Below are 15760 nucleotides of genomic sequence, written 5' to 3'. Positions count from 1 at the left end.
ACCCAAGAAGGTGGCGCTGACCGCATGCATGCACAAGCTGCTGACGATCATCAACGCGGTGATCCGCTCGGGCAAGCCGTGGCAGGCTGGTTATCCACAGGCCTGCCGGTGCTTGAGAAAGGCTTGACTTCAAACACAGTTGCTCTCCCTCTTTTGTCCTGCGCATCGTAGTCGCACGCCATAAGCAAGCGCAGCAAAAGCCGAAACAAGCACCGCAGTAGCATCCCCCCATGCGCATCCTCCTGGCCGAAGACGACCACAACCTGGGCACCTGGCTCAGCCGCGCGCTGGAGCATGCGGGCATCCAGGTGGAATGGGTGAACGACGGGCGCCTTGCTGACCGAGCCCTGCAGCAGCACGACAACTACGACGCGCTGGTGCTGGACCTGGGGTTGCCCGGACTGGACGGCCAGGCCGTGCTGCAGCGCCTGCGCGACCGCGACCAGCGGCTGCCCGCGCTGATCCTCACGGCCCGCGATTCGCTGGACGAGCGCGTGCGCTCGCTCAACGCCGGGGCTGACGACTTTCTGGCCAAGCCTTTCGAGCTGGCCGAGCTGGAGGCCCGCCTGCATGCCCTGGTGCGCCGCGCGCGTGGCAACGAGCACCCGCGTCTGGCCTGTGGCGCGCTGGTGTACGACAACCCGCGCAAGCAGTTCACGCTGCATGGCGAGCCCCTGGCCCTGTCGCCGCGCGAGCATGCCGTGCTGCGCGTGCTGGTGCAGCGCAGCGGCGAGCCGTTTTCCAAGCAGCAGATCCTGGACCGCGTGTTCTCTGACGACGAGGACGTGCACCCCGAAGCCGTGGAGGTGTTCGTACACCGCCTGCGCAAGCGGCTGGACGGCAGCGGCGTGCGCATCACCACCCTGCGCGGGCTAGGCTATGCGCTCGAAGCAAATGATGTGGCTCCCCCCTGAGACGCTGCGCGTCTTCCCCCCTGAGGGGGGACGCCACCCGTGGCCTGGCAAAGCCAGTTCCACGGTGGCACTGGCGTGGGCCACGCGCATGTTCAGGACCGCTCCCTGTTCTTTGCGGCGGAGTCCGCTGCCATGTCTTTGATACAACGCCTGCGCCGCGCCAGCCTATGGCGGCTGCTGGCCCTGCTGCTGCTGCCGCTGCTGGCCGTGGTGACGGGGGTGGAGCTGTGGATGACGCGGCACGACGCGCTGGAGGCGGCCAACGCGGCCTACGACCGATCGCTGCTCGGGGCGCTCAAATCCATTGACGCCAACATCTCCACCGCCTCGGGCGGCCTGTCGGCCGAGCTGCCATACAGCATGCTCGAATTTTTTGAACTCACGGCCAGCGGCAATGTGTACTTCCGCGTGGCATCGTCCGACGGGCTGGTGGAGCTGGGCAACGCCGACCTGCCACTGCCGCCCGATCCGCTCACGCCCGGCGTGCCACGTTTCTATGACGCCACTTACTTCGGCGAATCCGTGCGGCTGGCCGCCTACCGCCGCGCGGTGGAAGGTGCCGCGCCGGGGGTCGATCCCAGCAGCGTGCTGGTGCAGGTGGCCGAAAGCACCCGCTCGCGGCAGGAGTTCACCCGCCGCTTTGTGCGCCGGGCAGCGCTGCGCGACACGCTGGTGCTGGCGCTCATGGTGCTGGGCACCGCCGCCACGCTGGCCGTGGCGCTGCGGCCGCTGGCGCGCCTGGCGCGCGAGGTGCAGGCGCGCAGCCCCGACGACATGACCCCCATGGCCGACACCGACCTGCCCGCCGACATCCGCCCCCTGGTGGCTGCAGCCAACCAGCAGATGGCCCGCACGCAAGACCTGGTGGCCCAGCAGCGGCAGTTTCTGGACGACGCCTCGCACCAGCTGCGCACCCACCTCACCACACTGCAGATGCAGATCGACTACGCCCGGCGCGAGGCCGACGCCACCCAGGTGCAGCACACCCTGGAAGCCATCGGCGGCGAAGTCGCACGCGCCACGCGCAGCACCCAGCAACTGCTGGCCCTGGGCCGCAGCGATACGGCTGCGGTAGAGCTGGCCCCGTTCGACCTGGCCGCGCTGCTGCGCGCCGTGGCGCTGGAGCTGCTGCCCCGCGCCCGCGCTCGGCAGATCGACTTTGGCATCCACACCCCCACGCCCGAGTTCATGGCCGTGGGCGACAGCGGCCTGCTGCGCGAGGCGCTCACCAACCTGGCCGCCAACGCCATTGCCTACACGCCTGAACACGGCACGGTCACCGTATCGGCTGCGGGCGACGGCCTGGGCTGGAGCCTCAGCGTGGAAGACAACGGCCCCGGCCTGCCCGCCAGCGAACGCGATGCACTGGGCCAGCGCTACCGGCGTGGCTCGCAGGCGGCGGCGGGCGGCTCGGGCCTGGGACTGGCAATCGCGCGCTCCATCGCCGAGCGGCACCGGGGCGGCCTGCGGCTCGAAGAACGCGCAGGTGGGCCTGGTCTGCTGGCCATCCTGTGGTGGCCCCGGGGCTGAAAACCCCCATCGCGCAGCACCCCAGATTCCGCCAGAATTCGCCCCGCATGCCGTCCGCACCACGCCCCCTCCCCACCCTGCCCCGCCGCCACGCCCTGCAGTGGCTGGCAGCACTGGCGGGCACTTCAGGCGCTGCGCACGCGCCAGCTGCGTGGGCGGCCGATGCATCGCTGGAGCCTGCCGAGTGCATCGCCCCCTCCCGCCCCGGCGGCGGGTTCGACCTGACCTGTGGCCTGGCCACCCAGGCGGTGCAGGTGGTGCGCCCCGCACGCCCACCGCTGCACACACGCTACCTGCCCGGCGGCATCGGTGCCGTGGCGTTTGACCAGGTCGCCACCGGACGGCTGGGCGGGCCAGGCACGCTGGTGGCGTTCTCCAGCGGCTCGCTGCTCAACATCGCGCAGGGTCGCTTCGGCCCCCACCCGGTGAGCGCCGTGCGCTGGATCGCCACGCTGGGCACCGACTACGGCGTGGTGGCCGTGCACCGCGATGCGCCCCACCAGCGCCTGCAAGACGTGGTGGCCGCGCTGCGCAAGGACCCGGCGCGCGTGGTGTTTGGCGCAGGCGGCACCCTGGGCAGCCAGGACTGGATGAAAGCCGCCCTGCTGACCCGCGCCGCCGGGCAGGACCCGAAGCGCATGCGTTTCGTGTCATTCGAAGGCGGCGGCGAGGCGCTCAAGGCCCTGCGGGGCGGCCACATTGGCGTCTTCACCGGCGATGCAGCCGAGGCCCGGCAGGCCCTGGAAAAAGGCGCGCCCCTGCGCTTTCTGGCCGTGCTGGCCCAGGCCCGCCTGCCCGGCGCCCTGGCCGACCTGCCCACGGCGCGCGAGCAAGGCGTGGACCTGGTCTGGCCCACGGTGCGCGGCCTGTACATGGCCGCCAGCGCCCCCGATGCCGCCGTGCGCGCCTGGGTGACGGCTTTTGCCGATGCGCTGGCCGCACCCGGCTATGCCGCGCTGTGCGGCCAGTACGGCCTGTACCCGTTTGCGCGCACCGGCGCGGCGCTGGAGGCGTTTGTGCAACGCAGCCTGGCCGACTACCGCCAGCTGGCGCAGGAGCTGGGCCTGCGGTCCTGGCCGCGCTGAGGCGGCAACCGGCTCAGCCCCACCGGCCGCCCTCAAGCGGGGCGGATGGACAGCAGAGGCCAGCGCTCGGCAAATCGCTTGGACGCCACGCGCTCGCGGTAGGTTTGTGCAGCGGCGCGCACCGGGTTGTGGCGCACAACCAGTTGGAACAAGTCGTCCAGCCCGTGGGGTGCCACAACGCCGATGGAGTCGTCAGCGCGCAGGAACACCCCCACACAGGTGGCAATCTCTGGCCACGTGCCCACGCCATCTTCCAGCGACGCCAACGGCGGCACCTGCAACCCCAGGTGGCGGGCAAACCAGTGGTGCACGGTGGCCTGGTTGGTCACCTCCCATGCCACAGAAGGCATGGCGTGGCGCAACCGGGTTTCCAGCGCCGCGTCGTGCACAGCGCCTTCCACAGTGGGGTCGAAGTAAACAACATCCACGTCGTCCAGCGGCGTGGGTACTGCAAACCCGTGCAAGTCATCCCACACCAGCGAGCGCACGGCGCCGACACCGATGCACCATGGGTTCAGCCCCAGCGCCCGCACGGCACGAAGCGCCTCCATCAACAACGGCGAAGCGCGCACCAGACCGGTCAGCCGCTGGTGGTACTCAGACAAGAAAGGACTGTGGGACTGACTCACAAGGCAAGCCCTGTGACCCGATGGCCTGGCGCACAAGGAGGGATCAGGGCGACGCCACCCCTTGCAAAGACAGGCCCCTTCACCTCTCCAGCCACCACTGGATCACCACCTTGGCCAGGAACCCCAGAAACCCCACGCCCAGGCCCAGGAAGAGCACAAAGGTGCCAAACCGCCCGGCCTTCGATTCCCACGCCAGCTGGCCGATGATGAACAGCATGTAGGCGATGAACGCCCCCACCCCATAGGTGAGGAAGAAGCCCGAGATCTGCGCCTCGGTGAAGCCAAAAATCACGATGCCCCTCCAGGCGTGCGCGCTGGCGCAGCGGGCACGGCCAGGTCGCGCTCGGGCAGGCTGGAGGCATCCACCAGGTCGCGGTAGGCGTGCCAGCTGGCGTGGCCCAGCATCGGCATCACGGCGATCAGGCCCAGCAGCAGCGAGCCCAGGCCCAGCAAGGTAAAGCCTAGGATGATCGCCGCCCAGAACGCCATGGGCATCGGGTTGACCACCACGGCCTGCCAGCTGGTCAGCACCGCCTGCAGCAGCGTGGCGCGGCGGTCCAGCAGCAGCGGCATGGCCACCACGCTGGACGCAAAAATCGGCGCGGCCATCAGGCTGCCCAAGGCCAGCCAGATTTCAAACAACCAGCCATCACGGGCCATGACCACATGGCGCAGAAAGTCGAGCGGCGTTTCGATGGGCACGGGCGCCAGCAGCGTGATGAGCGCCGCCGATGTCATGACCCAGCCCAAGGCCGCCAGCGCCAGCAAGGCGCCAAACTGCACCATGCACCAGTAGTCGTTGCCCCATTTGTTCACATGGCTGTTCTGCCAGTTGAACCAGGTCTTGAGCACCACGCCCAGGTTGGCGCTTTCGCGGCGCTCCAGCGCGCGGCTCAGCGCATACAGGCTGGTGGCCAGCACAGGTGCCACCACCAGAAAACCCGACAGTGCCCCCGCCAGCAGCCAGAACCGGTGGTGCCCCACTGCAAAGATGGCCGCCCCGAACAGCGTGAGCGCCAGGCCATGCGCAAAGCTGATCCAGCCCGCCTGCGCCATGTCGCGCCAAGCCAGCACCAGCCAGGTCATGGGCTGCATCAGGCCGATGGTGCGGATGGCGGGCAATGGCGGGGGATTACGGGGCATGGTGGGAGGGGTCGCCGAGCGACGATGGAGTGTGACGTTATCGGGCAGCGGCATCAACCGCCGCGCGCCCAAACCTTGACCTGAGGCAAGAAACCGGGCCGAGGGAAGCCCGTCAGGCCAACAGCCTGCACAGCGCCGTGAGGCTGTCCACCGTGGCATGCGGCTGCACATCGTCATGGGGCCAGGGGTGGTTGGCGCTGTTGATCCACACCGCCTGCATGCCTGCGTTCAGCGCGCCCTGCGCATCCAGCGTGGCGTCGTCGCCCACATGCAGCACCTCGTGGGGCAACACGTCGGCCGCCGTAGCGGCGGCATGGAAGATGCGCGCATCGGGCTTGGCCACGCCAAACTCCGACGCGCTGATGCTGTGGCGAAAGTAGTGGCCGATGCCGATGCGGTGCACGTCGGCATTGCCGTTGGACACTGCCACCACCGGGTAGCGCGCCGACAAAAAGGCCAGCGCGTCGTGCGCGTCGTCAAACAGCTCCACGCGCATGCGCTCGGCAAAGAACAGGTCAAACGCCGGTTCGGCCAGCGCGGGCTCATCGCCCGCCTGGGTCAGCGCCAGGCGGATGGACTCGCGCCGCAGCGCGCTCAGGTCGTGCAGCAGGTCGGGCCGCAGCGCCACCATCTGGTTGCGGATGGCGCGCAGCGATTCGGTGCTGGAGAACAAAGCCGCCGTGGCGGGCGCATGGTGCGTGAGCCAGTCCAGCAGCACGCGTTCGGCCCGGGTGATGGTGGGCCAGATGGGCCAGAGCGTGTCGTCCAGGTCGATGGAGATGGCGCGAATGCGGGCGATGTCCAGCTGCGGGGCGGATGCCTGCGCAGGCGCGGTGGGTTGAGGCTGGGGGGCGGTCATGGTGCGGCAAGAATACCCGACGGTAACCAGCGGATGTGCCGCAGATCCCGCGTGCCCGCCATGCCCCGGCCCATTTGCCACAATCGGGCCATGCCCTCCACCTTTGCCCCCGCCCCCCCCTACACCCACGGCCAGGCCGACCGCACCGCCGTGCTGCTGTGCAACCTGGGCACGCCCGACGAACCCACGGCCCCGGCCGTGCGCCGGTACCTGGCACAGTTTCTGGGTGACCACCGCGTGGTGGAGATCCCCAGGCTGCTGTGGTGGCCCATCCTGCACGGCATCATCCTGCGCACCCGCCCGGCCAAGTCGGCCGCCAAATACGCGAGCATCTGGACGCCCGAGGGCTCGCCCCTGGCGCACTGGACGGCCAAGCAAGCCACACTGCTGCGCGGCTGGCTGGGCGAGGCAGGCCACGCGGTGCTGGTGCGCCACGCCATGCGCTACGGCAACCCGTCCATCGCCAGCCAGCTCGATGCCCTGAAGGCCGAGGGCGCCACGCGCATCCTCATCCTGCCGCTGTACCCGCAGTACTCGGCCACCACCACGGCCAGCGTGTTTGACGCCGTCTACACCTGGGCCGCACGCACGCGCAACGTGCCTGAGCTGCGCTTCGTCAACCACTACCACGACGCCCCCGGCTACATCGACGCGCTGGCCCGCACCATCGAAACCCACTGGAAGCACCACGGCCAGCCCGACCAGCTGGTGATGAGCTTTCATGGCGTGCCCGAACGCACCCTGCACCTGGGCGACCCCTACCACTGCGAGGCGCGCAAGACCGGCCGCCTGCTGGCCGAACGCCTGGGCCTGCGCGAGGAACGCTTTCGCATCACCTTCCAGTCGCGCTTTGGCAAGGCCAAGTGGCTGGAGCCCTACACCCAGCCCACCATCGAGGCGCTGGGCAAGGCGGGCACGCGGCGGGTGGATGTGGTGTGCCCCGGCTTCACCAGCGACTGCCTGGAGACGCTGGAAGAAATCAACATGGAAGTGCGCGAGGCCTTTTTGCACGCGGGCGGGCAGGAGTTTCACTACATCCCCTGCCTGAACGACAACAACCACTGGATCACCACCCTGAGCCGCGTGGCCCAGCAGCACCTGGCGGGCTGGCCCACCGAGGTGCCCACCGCCGCCGCACTGGCCGATGCACGCAGCCACGCACAAGCCGGGGGCGCCCCCGCCGGGGCCTGTCCCGTGGCCCACTGACCAATCACTATTATTTTTATAGCTGCCAGCGCTTACCCCATAGGCGATAGCAGCCATTTTTATCCAAAAAATTGTCCCTCTCAAACCAGGACACCACCCCGCCCATCCACAGCGGCTTTCCGGTCTTACCCCCCTCTCCCCTCGCGGGAGAGGGTTGGGGAGAGGGGGCTGCACCCGCACCGCGCCCCTGTCACCCCGTGTCACCCCCTCTCTCCGGCCCTCTCCCGCGAGGGGAGAGGGAGTGAGAACCCTCGCTGACACAGCTACCTGAACAGGCTTTTTTCATTCATATTCCGCGATGGCAGCCCCCTGCTGATCTGCAGCCCTGCCGCACCCCACCACCCGCCCATGCCCGCCTTTGCCCTCGCCCCCCACCAGCTGCGGCTGACGATCAACCCCGCCACGCTGGGCTTTGCCAGCACGGCCGAGCTGCAAGACCTGCCCCTGCCCTGGATCGGCCAGGAGCGCGCCCAGGCCGCCGCGCAGTTTGGCCTGGGCCTGCACCAGCCCGACTACCACCTGTTTGTGCTGGGCGAAGTGGGCAGCGGCCGCGCGTCGCTGCTGCGCCAGGCCATGCAGGCGGCGGCCAGCCAGCGCGCCGTGCCGCCCGACCTGTGCTACCTGCACAACTTCGACACGCCCGACCGCCCCCGCGCGCTGCGCCTGCCAGCGGGCCAGGGCCGCCAGCTGCGCCAGGGCCTGGCCGACATGGCCAAGAACCTGCAGGCCGACATCCCCAAACGCCTGGCCGCCGCCGACTTCAAGGCCGAGGCCGAGCGCATCGAAAAAACCTGGCAAACCCAAGAGGCCGAGGCCTTTGCCGTGCTGGACGCGTTTGCCGAAGCCCGCCAGTTCCGCCTGACGCGCGACGGCGGGCAGATGGTGTTCACCCTCACCGGCCCCAAGGGCCAGCCGCTGACCGAAAGCGAAGCCCGCGCCCTGCCGCGCGAGCGCCGCGCCGAGATCGACGCCGCCGAGCAGGAAGTGCGCACCGAGATCGCCCGCTTTCTCGAAGCCGCCCGCCCGCTGGAGCGCACCCGCGACGACGCCCTGGCCGCCCTGCGCCGCCAAACCATCAAGCCCCTGGTGGAACACGCCTTGCACGACATCCGCCAGGGCCTGCGCAAGCAGATCAAGGACACCGTCAAGCTCACCCACTGGCTCGACCAGGTGGAGCAGGCGGTGCTGGGCAACATCGACCTGTTCGAGCCCCTGGATACCGAACGCGGTGGCGACCAGGGCACCGACGCCGAAGACGACCGCAAGGACGCGCTCGACGACCTGCTGGCGCGCTGCCAGGTGAACCTGGTGGTAGACAACCACGGCCGCACCGCCGCCCCCGTGGTGGTAGAGGACAACCCCACCCAGCGCACGCTGTTTGGCAGCATCGAGCACGGATCGGACGCCGACACCGTGCAGGCCGACCACACCGGCATCCACGCGGGCAGCCTGCTCAAGGCGCACGGCGGCTTCATCCTGCTGCACCTGCACGACCTGGCCGCCGAAGAGGGCCTGTGGCAACGCCTGCGCCGCTTTTTGCGCTGCGGGCGCCTGCAGATCGAAGAAGGAGGCGGCGGCCCGGGCCATGGCCCCGGCGGCGCCGTGGCGCTGCAGCCCGAGCCGGTGGACGTGGATGTGAAGATCGTGCTCATCGGATCGGTGGACGAGTACTACGCGCTGCAGGACGCCGACCCCGACGCCGCACGCCGCTTCCGCGTGAAGGTGGACTTTTCAGACCACTTTGCCGCCACGCCCGCCACCCACCACGCCACCGCCATCCTGGTGGCGCAAGTCTGCAAAAAGCGCGGCCTGCCCCACTTCGGCCCCGACGCCGTGGCCCTGCTGCTGGAGCAAACCCACCGCGAGGCCGACGACCAGCGCCGCCAAAGCGCCCGCTTTGCGCACACCGAAGCGCTGGCCATTGAAAGCGCCTCGCTGTGCAAGGCGCGCGGCGGCCCCCTGGTGCAAGCCGCCGACGTGCAGGCCGCCCTGGCTGCCCGCACCCAGCGCCACAACCAGCCCGAAGAAGAGCTGCACGACTCCATCACCGAAGGCGAGCGCTTGATCTCGCTGGCAGGCTCCATCACCGGCCAGATCAACGCCATGACGCAGATCGACCTGGGCGACTACCGCTTCGGCTTTCCGGTGCGCATTACCGCCCGCACCTTTGCCGGGCAAGAGGGCCTGCTCAACATCGAGCGCGAGGTCGATATGTCCGGCCCCATCCACGACAAGGGCGTGCTCATCCTGCACAGCTACCTCACTGCGCTGTTCAGCCACGTCGCGCCGCTGGCGCTCAATGCCTCCATCGTGTTCGAGCAGGAGTACAGCGGCGTGGAAGGCGACTCGGCCTCGTGCGCCGAGCTGTATGCGCTGCTGTCCAGCCTGTCAGGCCTGCCCTTGCGCCAGGGCATTGCAGTGACCGGCGCACTGAACCAGCACGGCGAAGTGCTGCCCGTGGGCGGCATCAACGAAAAGATCGAAGGCTGGTTCCGCGCCTGCGCGACGGCGGGGCTGGACGGCACCCACGGCGTGCTGATCCCCGCCCGCAACCAGCGCCACCTGATGCTGGACCGCAGCGTGCTGGACGCGGTGCAGCGCGGGCTGTTCCACGTCTACACCATGGGACATGTGAGCGAAGGCATTGCGCTGCTGACGGGCGAGGCATCGGGCATGAGCCCGGCGGAATTGCTGCAGGCACAGGCGGAAGAACTGGCTGGAGGCGCGGCCGCGGTGGAAGACACCGTGATGCAGCGGGCGGAGATGACGCTGCGGGCGTATCGGAGGGCCTGCCAGGTGGCGGGGGCAGCGCGCAGGGGGCGCGCCGTTCGGAGACGCTAGGGATGCCTCCCCATTGTCTTGACGCCATCTCTGGAGTGATCGGCAGCCCAATGGGCTTTGAGCTCAGACTGCCAGTCGTTCCATTAGCGCAGAGCGGTCCGCTTGATTCGCGCCACCATCGAGTACTACCGAGCCGCGCTCTAGCATATAGAAACGGTTGACCAAGCCGATGGCACGATGGACGTTCTGCTCCACAAGGACGATGGGAATCCCCTCGCTCGCCAAGTTGCCAATCAAGGTGAACAACTCATCCACAATCATGGGCGCCAGACCCTCCGTGGGCTCATCGATGAGCAGCAGCTTTGGCTCACCAACGAGCACCCGCGCAATAGCGAGCATCTGTTGTTCGCCGCCCGACAAGGTGGTCCCCATCTGACGCCGACGCTCCGCAAGGCGCGGAAACCGCTGGTAGATTTCCTCCATTCGCCTGCGCGCGTCCAAGCGGCTGCGCGACGGGCACTGCATCTGACCCAGATGCAGGTTTTCTTCAACGGTCAGGCCAGGAAAGATGCGCCTGTCCTCAGGCACAAGGCCAATGCCTCGGCGGCAGATTTGGTCTGCGCCGACGCCGTTAATTGATTCGCCGTTAAAGATGACATCTCCACTAGAGGGCGAGACCCAGCCGGCAATCGTCTTGATCACCGTGGTTTTACCCACCCCGTTGCGGCCAAACAGGCCAACCACTTCGCCATGGCCCACGTGCAGGTCTATTCCTTGCAAAACGTGGCTCAGCCCATAGTGGGTGTGAACGCCTTTGAGTTCCAACATCAGAGCTTCTCCCCGAAGTAGGCGGCCTGAACCGCAGGATTGGCACGCACCTGTGCCGGAGTGCCCTCGGCGAGCTTCTGACCCTGGTGCATCACCACCACAAAGTCTGACAACTGCATCACCAGGTCCACGTCGTGCTCGACCAGCAAAATGGAAAGACCATGGTTGTGGGAGAGCCCCCGAATCAGCGATTCGGTCTCACGGGTGTCGCCGTGGCTCATTCCCTGGGTCGGTTCGTCGAGGAGCAGCATGCGCGGGCGTGATGCCAGAGACACAGCAATCTCCAGTCGACGTTGCTCTCCATGCGACAGATAGCCAGCGAGCTCATCTGCCTTGTTACGAAGGTCGAACTGCTCAAGGAGTTCGTCCACGCGCGCAGCAGCAGTCTGGCTGCGGGCCAGTGGGCGAAACAGGCCGCGCCCCTGCTCAAGGAACTGCGCTGCCAGGCGCAGGTTCTCGCGTACCGGAAGCTCAAAGAACAGATTGGTAATCTGGAACGAGCGTGACAGGCCGTATCTGAGAAGTTGGTGGGGCGCACGGCCCGTCACATCCTCCCCATCGAAACGCACCGCCCCCGAAGAGGGACGTATGGCTCCGCTGATGAGGTTGAACAGGCTGCTTTTGCCAGCCCCGTTGGGGCCAATCACGGCCGTGATTTTTCCCGGCTGAGCCTCAAAGCTCACATCTTGAACTGCCTTGAGGGCGCCGAACTGAACGCTGATGCCTTTGACCGACAGAATGGGGTTCATCAACGGTTCTCCTTCTGGTTGCGTCGAGCATCTAGCCAGCGTTGTAGGGCGGGTGTCGCGTAACCGATGAGGCCGCGCGGCATGAGAATCACCACCAACACGAACAACACGCCGATAACAATGTGGTGATGCGTGGTGAAGGAGCCCACCACGGAGCGCAGGCCAGTGAGGATGGCAGACCCATAGAGCGGGCCGATAAGTGTGCCGGTGCCACCGACGATGACGTTGATGACCGCGTTGCCAGAAACCTGGAAGAACATCAGTTCAGGCGAGACGAAGCCGCGCAGCATGGGATAGAGCGCACCACTGCAACCGGCTATGCACGCGGCTGCAACGAAGGCCCCCAGCTTGTAACGCCAGGGGTCCTCACCCAGAAAGGAGACGCGGTGCTCGTTGGTTCGGATGGCGTCGAGCTGGCGACCCACGGGTGTGTCCATGAGATAGCGCAGCACCAGATAGAGCACACCGATGAAGGCGAGCACCACCAGGAAGAAGCCCGATGGCGTGGCCGAGTTGACGCCCCACATGATGTTGGCCGAGGGCACGCCGATGATGCCGTCTGAGGCACCGAGCTCGCGGGTGTTGTAGACCACTTTGGACAGAACCTGGGCGAGGCCGAAGCTGATGAGTGCGAAGTAGACACCCTTGGCGCGAATGGCAATCAGCCCACCAATCAGACCGGCCACAGCACTGAAAGCCAGGGTGACGCCCAAAGCCAGCCAGAACGAATCGCTCCAGTTCTTGAGCACCAACGCAGAGACGTATGCCCCTAGCCCAAAAAACAGCGCTTGTCCCAACGGCAGCAGGCCAACCCTACCCAGCAGAAGATCCACGGACAGGGCCAGACCTCCAAAAATCAGCGCTTCCGTTGCCAGGCGCAGGTAGAAGACGTCCCCCAGGGCCAGGGCAATGCCACCAAACAGCAGTGCACCGGCGAAGAACAGGATGGCTAGCCAGGTGGCTGCAGAGCGGCGCGGCCGCTCGCTGCTCGCCATGGCCACAGCGCCGCCACGTGGGCCAATCGTCGAAGAAGATGCTGGTGTGCTCATTTCAGGCGCTCCCAAGTTTTCCGAACAAGCCTTGCGGGCGCCACATCAGCACGAGGACCATGATGCCGAACAACAGGGGGTCGCTCCACACCGGGGAGATGTAAAGGCTGGAGATGGACTGCACCTGCGTAAGCAACAGGCCTGCGAGCAAAGCACCCTTGATGGAGCCCATGCCGCCGATGATGACCACGCTGAAGGCGATCAGGACGAAGTCCTTGCCCATGGTCGGAAACACCGAGTAGATGGGTGCCAGCAAAACGCCAGCGATACCAGCCAGGGCCACCCCGAAGGCAAAAGTGCCGGCGTAGACGAGCTGCACAGGAACACCCAGCGAGGCGCTCATGTTCCGGTCATATGCGGCCGCGCGAACGATCGCACCCAGCGAGGTGCGAAAGACCAGAAGCCACACCGCAGCGATGAGCGCCCCCCCGAACAGCATGACAAAGAGACGGTAGTTGGGAAAGAACAATCCCAGCATCTCGGTGGCGCCGCTGATGGGCGCCTCCAGGCGAAGGGGGTTGGCGCCGAACGCAATTTTGAGCGCGTCTTCCAGCACTACCGCCACGCCGAAGGTCAGGAGCAGGGTCAGCGTGTGACGGTCCTTGCTGTGAAACACCCGCTGGATCAGTCCTCTCTCGGTGACGAAGCCCAACACCGCCATCAGCAGCGGCGTCAGGACCAAAGCCCACCAGAACGACATGCCCGTCGCTAACAAGGCGACGGCAAGGTAGGCTCCTATGGCGTAGAACTCGCCATGGGCCATGTTGATGACATCCAGCAGACCGAAGATGATGGTCAGGCCCAACGCCATCAACACCACGGCCACGCCAATGGACAGGCCGTTAATCATCTGTGGTGCCAGTACGAACTGCAGCCATTCCATAGCGTTGCTCATGGTGTTGGACTCGGTCGTGGCTTCAGAATCGCGTGCAGACGTCGGCGCCGATGGCCGCGTCGGCCTTGACTTGGCCCACCAGCTCGAACTTGCCGTTGGTCACACGCATCGCGTGCATGTCCTGCATGGCCTGGTGGTCACCCGCACGCATGGTCTTTGTGCCTTGAGGGGTGCTCCACTGCAGCCCACGCATGGCGGCCCGCACCTTGTCGGTGTCGGTGCTGCCTGCGTTCTCGACCGCTGCCTTGTAGAAGAACAACACGCCATAGCTGTCGGCGCCGTAGAGGTCCGGTGCGCTCTTGTTGGCGGCTTCGAAGTCGGCTACAAACTTGCGGTTCTCGGCGCTGTCGATGCTCGTTGCATAGCCCACGCCGGTCACGAAGCCCTCTGCGTTCTTGCCGATGGCGGGCAGGTTTTGCGAGGTCACGGTGCCGGAGGCCCCAACCACCTGAACGTTGCGGTTGATTCCGAACTCAGCCATCTGGGAGAACAGGCGCACCGTGTCGTTACCTGCAACCGAGGTGTAAATCACGGCAGGACGCGACGAACGCATCTGACCGAAGAACGGGGAGTAGTCCTTGTTGTCCAGCGGAGCAAACACCTCGCCCACGGATTTTGCGCCCTTGGCTTCGGCAGCAGATTTGAATGCTGCCACCGTGCTGCGGCCCATTTCGTAGTCGGGTCCGAGATAAAAGACGTTGGCATTGGGCCGTGTGCGAGCTATCCAGTCGGCCAGTGCAGCAGACTGCATACCTGCCCGTGCGTTCACGCGGAACACATTGGGTGAGCACTTGTCACCAGTGATGGAGTCGGCAAATGAAACGGTTGTTGCAATGAGGCGGTTGTTGCGCTCTGCAACCTGACCCACAGCCAGGGTGGCGCCGCTATTGACCGTGCCGGTCAGGAAGTCGACCTTGTTGACCTGGAAGAGCTTCTCTGCCTTTTGCACAGCAACAGCCGGGTTGGCTTCTTCGTCTTCGTACACCAGCTCGAGCTGTCGACCGGCCACTCCGCCGGCGGCATTGATTTGGCGCGCGGCAAGGTCCAGGCCCCATTTCACCTGCTGGCCAATGCCTGCATAGGTACCGGACAGTGGCGTCACGACGCCGATGCGGATGGGCTGGTTCTGCGCAGCAGCGCTGCTTGCAATACAGGCAATCGCCAGGGCGATGGCAGTGTTTCTGGTTTTCACGTATGTCTCCTGTTTGGGTTGTTGGTGGTCAAGCGGCAGGGGGAAGCTGGGGAACGAATTCAGGAAACTCAGGTGCCTGTGAAGCGGGCACGACGCTTGTCATGAAATGCTTCGACACCTTCTCTGAAGTCGTCAGAGCTACGCAGGCGCGAATAGCAGTGGCCTTCAAGTTCGATGGCAATGGACAGGGGCGAGTCCTCGGTGTCGTTGAGCAGCTTCTTTGCAGTACGTTGGGCAAGAGGGGAGAAACCACGCAGCTCGTCGACCAGTGCGTCGGTTGCAGCTTCCAGCTCCGCATCGGGCACACACTCGGTCGCTACACCCCAGTCGTAGGCCTGCGGGCCCGTGATGCGACGACTGCGCATCACGATGTCCTTCGTGCGCGTGATACCAACCATCTTCTGCAGACGTGCAGAGCCGCCGGAGCCAGGAATCTGGCCCAACTTTTGCTCGGGCAGCGCATACAGCGTGGTCGGTGTCACGAGACGGAAGTCGCACGCCAGGGAGAGTTCAAAGCCCACACCAAAGCAGTAGCCACGGGCAGCGGTCACGACAGGCTTGCTGCAGCGGGCGGGTGCTGCAACGTTCCATGCGAGCTTGCTCACGTGCTCGGGAGAGGCCTCAAGGAAGCCCTTGATGTTGCCGCCGCTGGAGAAGTGCTCTCCTTCCGAGCGAAGGACGATGACGCGCACGCTGTCGTTGGCATCCAGCGCTTCAAATGTGATGCGCAGCTGCTCTCGCTGGGTCATGGAGATCACATTGAACGGGGGACGGCACAGAACGATGTCAGCGCGTTCACGCGATGGGTCTATCTCCACGCGGTAGCCGTCCAGGGTGGCGCTCAGCGTGAGCGCAGGATGGTTGAGGTCATTGAGTTGCATGATTTCCTTTGCGACTGGT

The 15760-nt window shown here is 66.2% G+C and carries 15 protein-coding genes; 5 read left to right on the top strand and 10 right to left on the bottom strand.

Features of this window, described 5'->3' with window-relative positions; genetic code table 11:
• Positions 1-230: 230 nt before the first annotated feature.
• The 3 genes from A1D30_RS23855 (at position 231) to A1D30_RS23845 (ending at position 3529) form a co-directional block, all read left to right on the top strand.
• Positions 231-914 (top strand): response regulator, encoded by a 684-nt coding sequence (locus A1D30_RS23855; protein ID WP_063463203.1) that lies wholly within the window; start codon positions 231-233, stop codon positions 912-914.
• A gap of 132 nt (positions 915-1046) precedes the next feature.
• The gene (locus tag A1D30_RS23850; protein ID WP_063463221.1) at positions 1047-2444 is read left to right on the top strand and encodes a sensor histidine kinase; all 1398 of its coding nucleotides are present in this window, start codon (positions 1047-1049) and stop codon (positions 2442-2444) included.
• A 47-nt stretch (positions 2445-2491) separates the two neighbouring features.
• Entirely contained in the window at positions 2492-3529 is a 1038-nt protein-coding gene (locus A1D30_RS23845) for a tripartite tricarboxylate transporter substrate-binding protein (protein WP_063463220.1), read from the top strand.
• Between the two features lie 32 nt (positions 3530-3561).
• Here the strand turns inward: A1D30_RS23845 and A1D30_RS23840 are convergent, their stop codons facing one another.
• From A1D30_RS23840 to A1D30_RS23825, 4 genes are all read right to left on the bottom strand, one after another.
• Positions 3562-4134 carry a nucleotidyltransferase family protein gene (locus tag A1D30_RS23840; protein ID WP_347336249.1) on the bottom strand — a complete coding sequence of 191 codons (573 nt, stop codon included), beginning with the start codon at positions 4132-4134 and terminating at the stop codon, positions 3562-3564.
• 103 nt (positions 4135-4237) lie between these two features.
• Entirely contained in the window at positions 4238-4450 is a 213-nt protein-coding gene (locus tag A1D30_RS23835) for a DUF2788 domain-containing protein (RefSeq protein WP_056064510.1), read from the bottom strand.
• Positions 4447-5301 (bottom strand): DUF2189 domain-containing protein, encoded by an 855-nt coding sequence (locus A1D30_RS23830; RefSeq protein WP_063463202.1) that lies wholly within the window; start codon positions 5299-5301, stop codon positions 4447-4449. The genes A1D30_RS23835 and A1D30_RS23830 overlap by 4 nt, the downstream gene beginning before the upstream one ends.
• A 112-nt stretch (positions 5302-5413) precedes the next feature.
• The gene (locus A1D30_RS23825; RefSeq protein ID WP_063463201.1) at positions 5414-6160 is read right to left on the bottom strand and encodes an HAD-IA family hydrolase; all 747 of its coding nucleotides are present in this window, start codon (positions 6158-6160) and stop codon (positions 5414-5416) included.
• A 90-nt stretch (positions 6161-6250) separates the two neighbouring features.
• On the opposite strand from A1D30_RS23825, the gene hemH reads away from it, so the two are divergent.
• Complete coding sequence (hemH, locus tag A1D30_RS23820) at positions 6251-7366, top strand: ferrochelatase (RefSeq protein ID WP_063463200.1); 1116 nt, start codon at positions 6251-6253, stop codon at positions 7364-7366.
• 348 nt (positions 7367-7714) lie between these two features.
• Positions 7715-10207, top strand: coding sequence for an ATP-binding protein (locus tag A1D30_RS23815; protein ID WP_063463199.1), 2493 nt, complete (start codon positions 7715-7717; stop codon positions 10205-10207).
• A 63-nt stretch (positions 10208-10270) separates the two neighbouring features.
• Here A1D30_RS23815 and A1D30_RS23810 read toward each other — a convergent pair whose 3' ends face one another.
• The 6 genes from A1D30_RS23810 to A1D30_RS23785 form a co-directional block, all read right to left on the bottom strand.
• On the bottom strand, positions 10271-10975 hold the full coding sequence (locus tag A1D30_RS23810) for an ABC transporter ATP-binding protein (RefSeq protein ID WP_063463198.1): 705 nt from the start codon (positions 10973-10975) through the stop codon (positions 10271-10273).
• Positions 10975-11724 carry an ABC transporter ATP-binding protein gene (locus A1D30_RS23805; protein ID WP_082836602.1) on the bottom strand — a complete coding sequence of 250 codons (750 nt, stop codon included), beginning with the start codon at positions 11722-11724 and terminating at the stop codon, positions 10975-10977. The genes A1D30_RS23810 and A1D30_RS23805 overlap by 1 nt, the downstream gene beginning before the upstream one ends.
• Positions 11724-12773 (bottom strand): branched-chain amino acid ABC transporter permease, encoded by a 1050-nt coding sequence (locus A1D30_RS23800; protein WP_242422020.1) that lies wholly within the window; start codon positions 12771-12773, stop codon positions 11724-11726. Before A1D30_RS23800 ends, A1D30_RS23805 begins: the two co-directional genes overlap by 1 nt.
• A 1-nt stretch (position 12774) precedes the next feature.
• Positions 12775-13668 carry a branched-chain amino acid ABC transporter permease gene (locus A1D30_RS23795; RefSeq protein WP_242422019.1) on the bottom strand — a complete coding sequence of 298 codons (894 nt, stop codon included), beginning with the start codon at positions 13666-13668 and terminating at the stop codon, positions 12775-12777.
• Between the two features lie 22 nt (positions 13669-13690).
• Positions 13691-14860, bottom strand: coding sequence for an ABC transporter substrate-binding protein (locus A1D30_RS23790; protein WP_063463195.1), 1170 nt, complete (start codon positions 14858-14860; stop codon positions 13691-13693).
• Positions 14861-14928: 68 nt separating this feature from the next.
• Positions 14929-15741, bottom strand: a complete 813-nt coding sequence (locus tag A1D30_RS23785) for an enoyl-CoA hydratase/isomerase family protein (RefSeq protein WP_063463194.1) — start codon at positions 15739-15741, stop codon at positions 14929-14931.
• Between the last annotated feature and the right edge of the window lie 19 nt (positions 15742-15760).

This window comes from Acidovorax sp. GW101-3H11, from assembly GCF_001633105.1.
Lineage (GTDB): Bacteria > Pseudomonadota > Gammaproteobacteria > Burkholderiales > Burkholderiaceae_C > Acidovorax.
The sequence above is the reverse complement of the archived record's forward strand: the minus strand, read 5'-3'. Positions and strand labels throughout refer to the sequence as shown.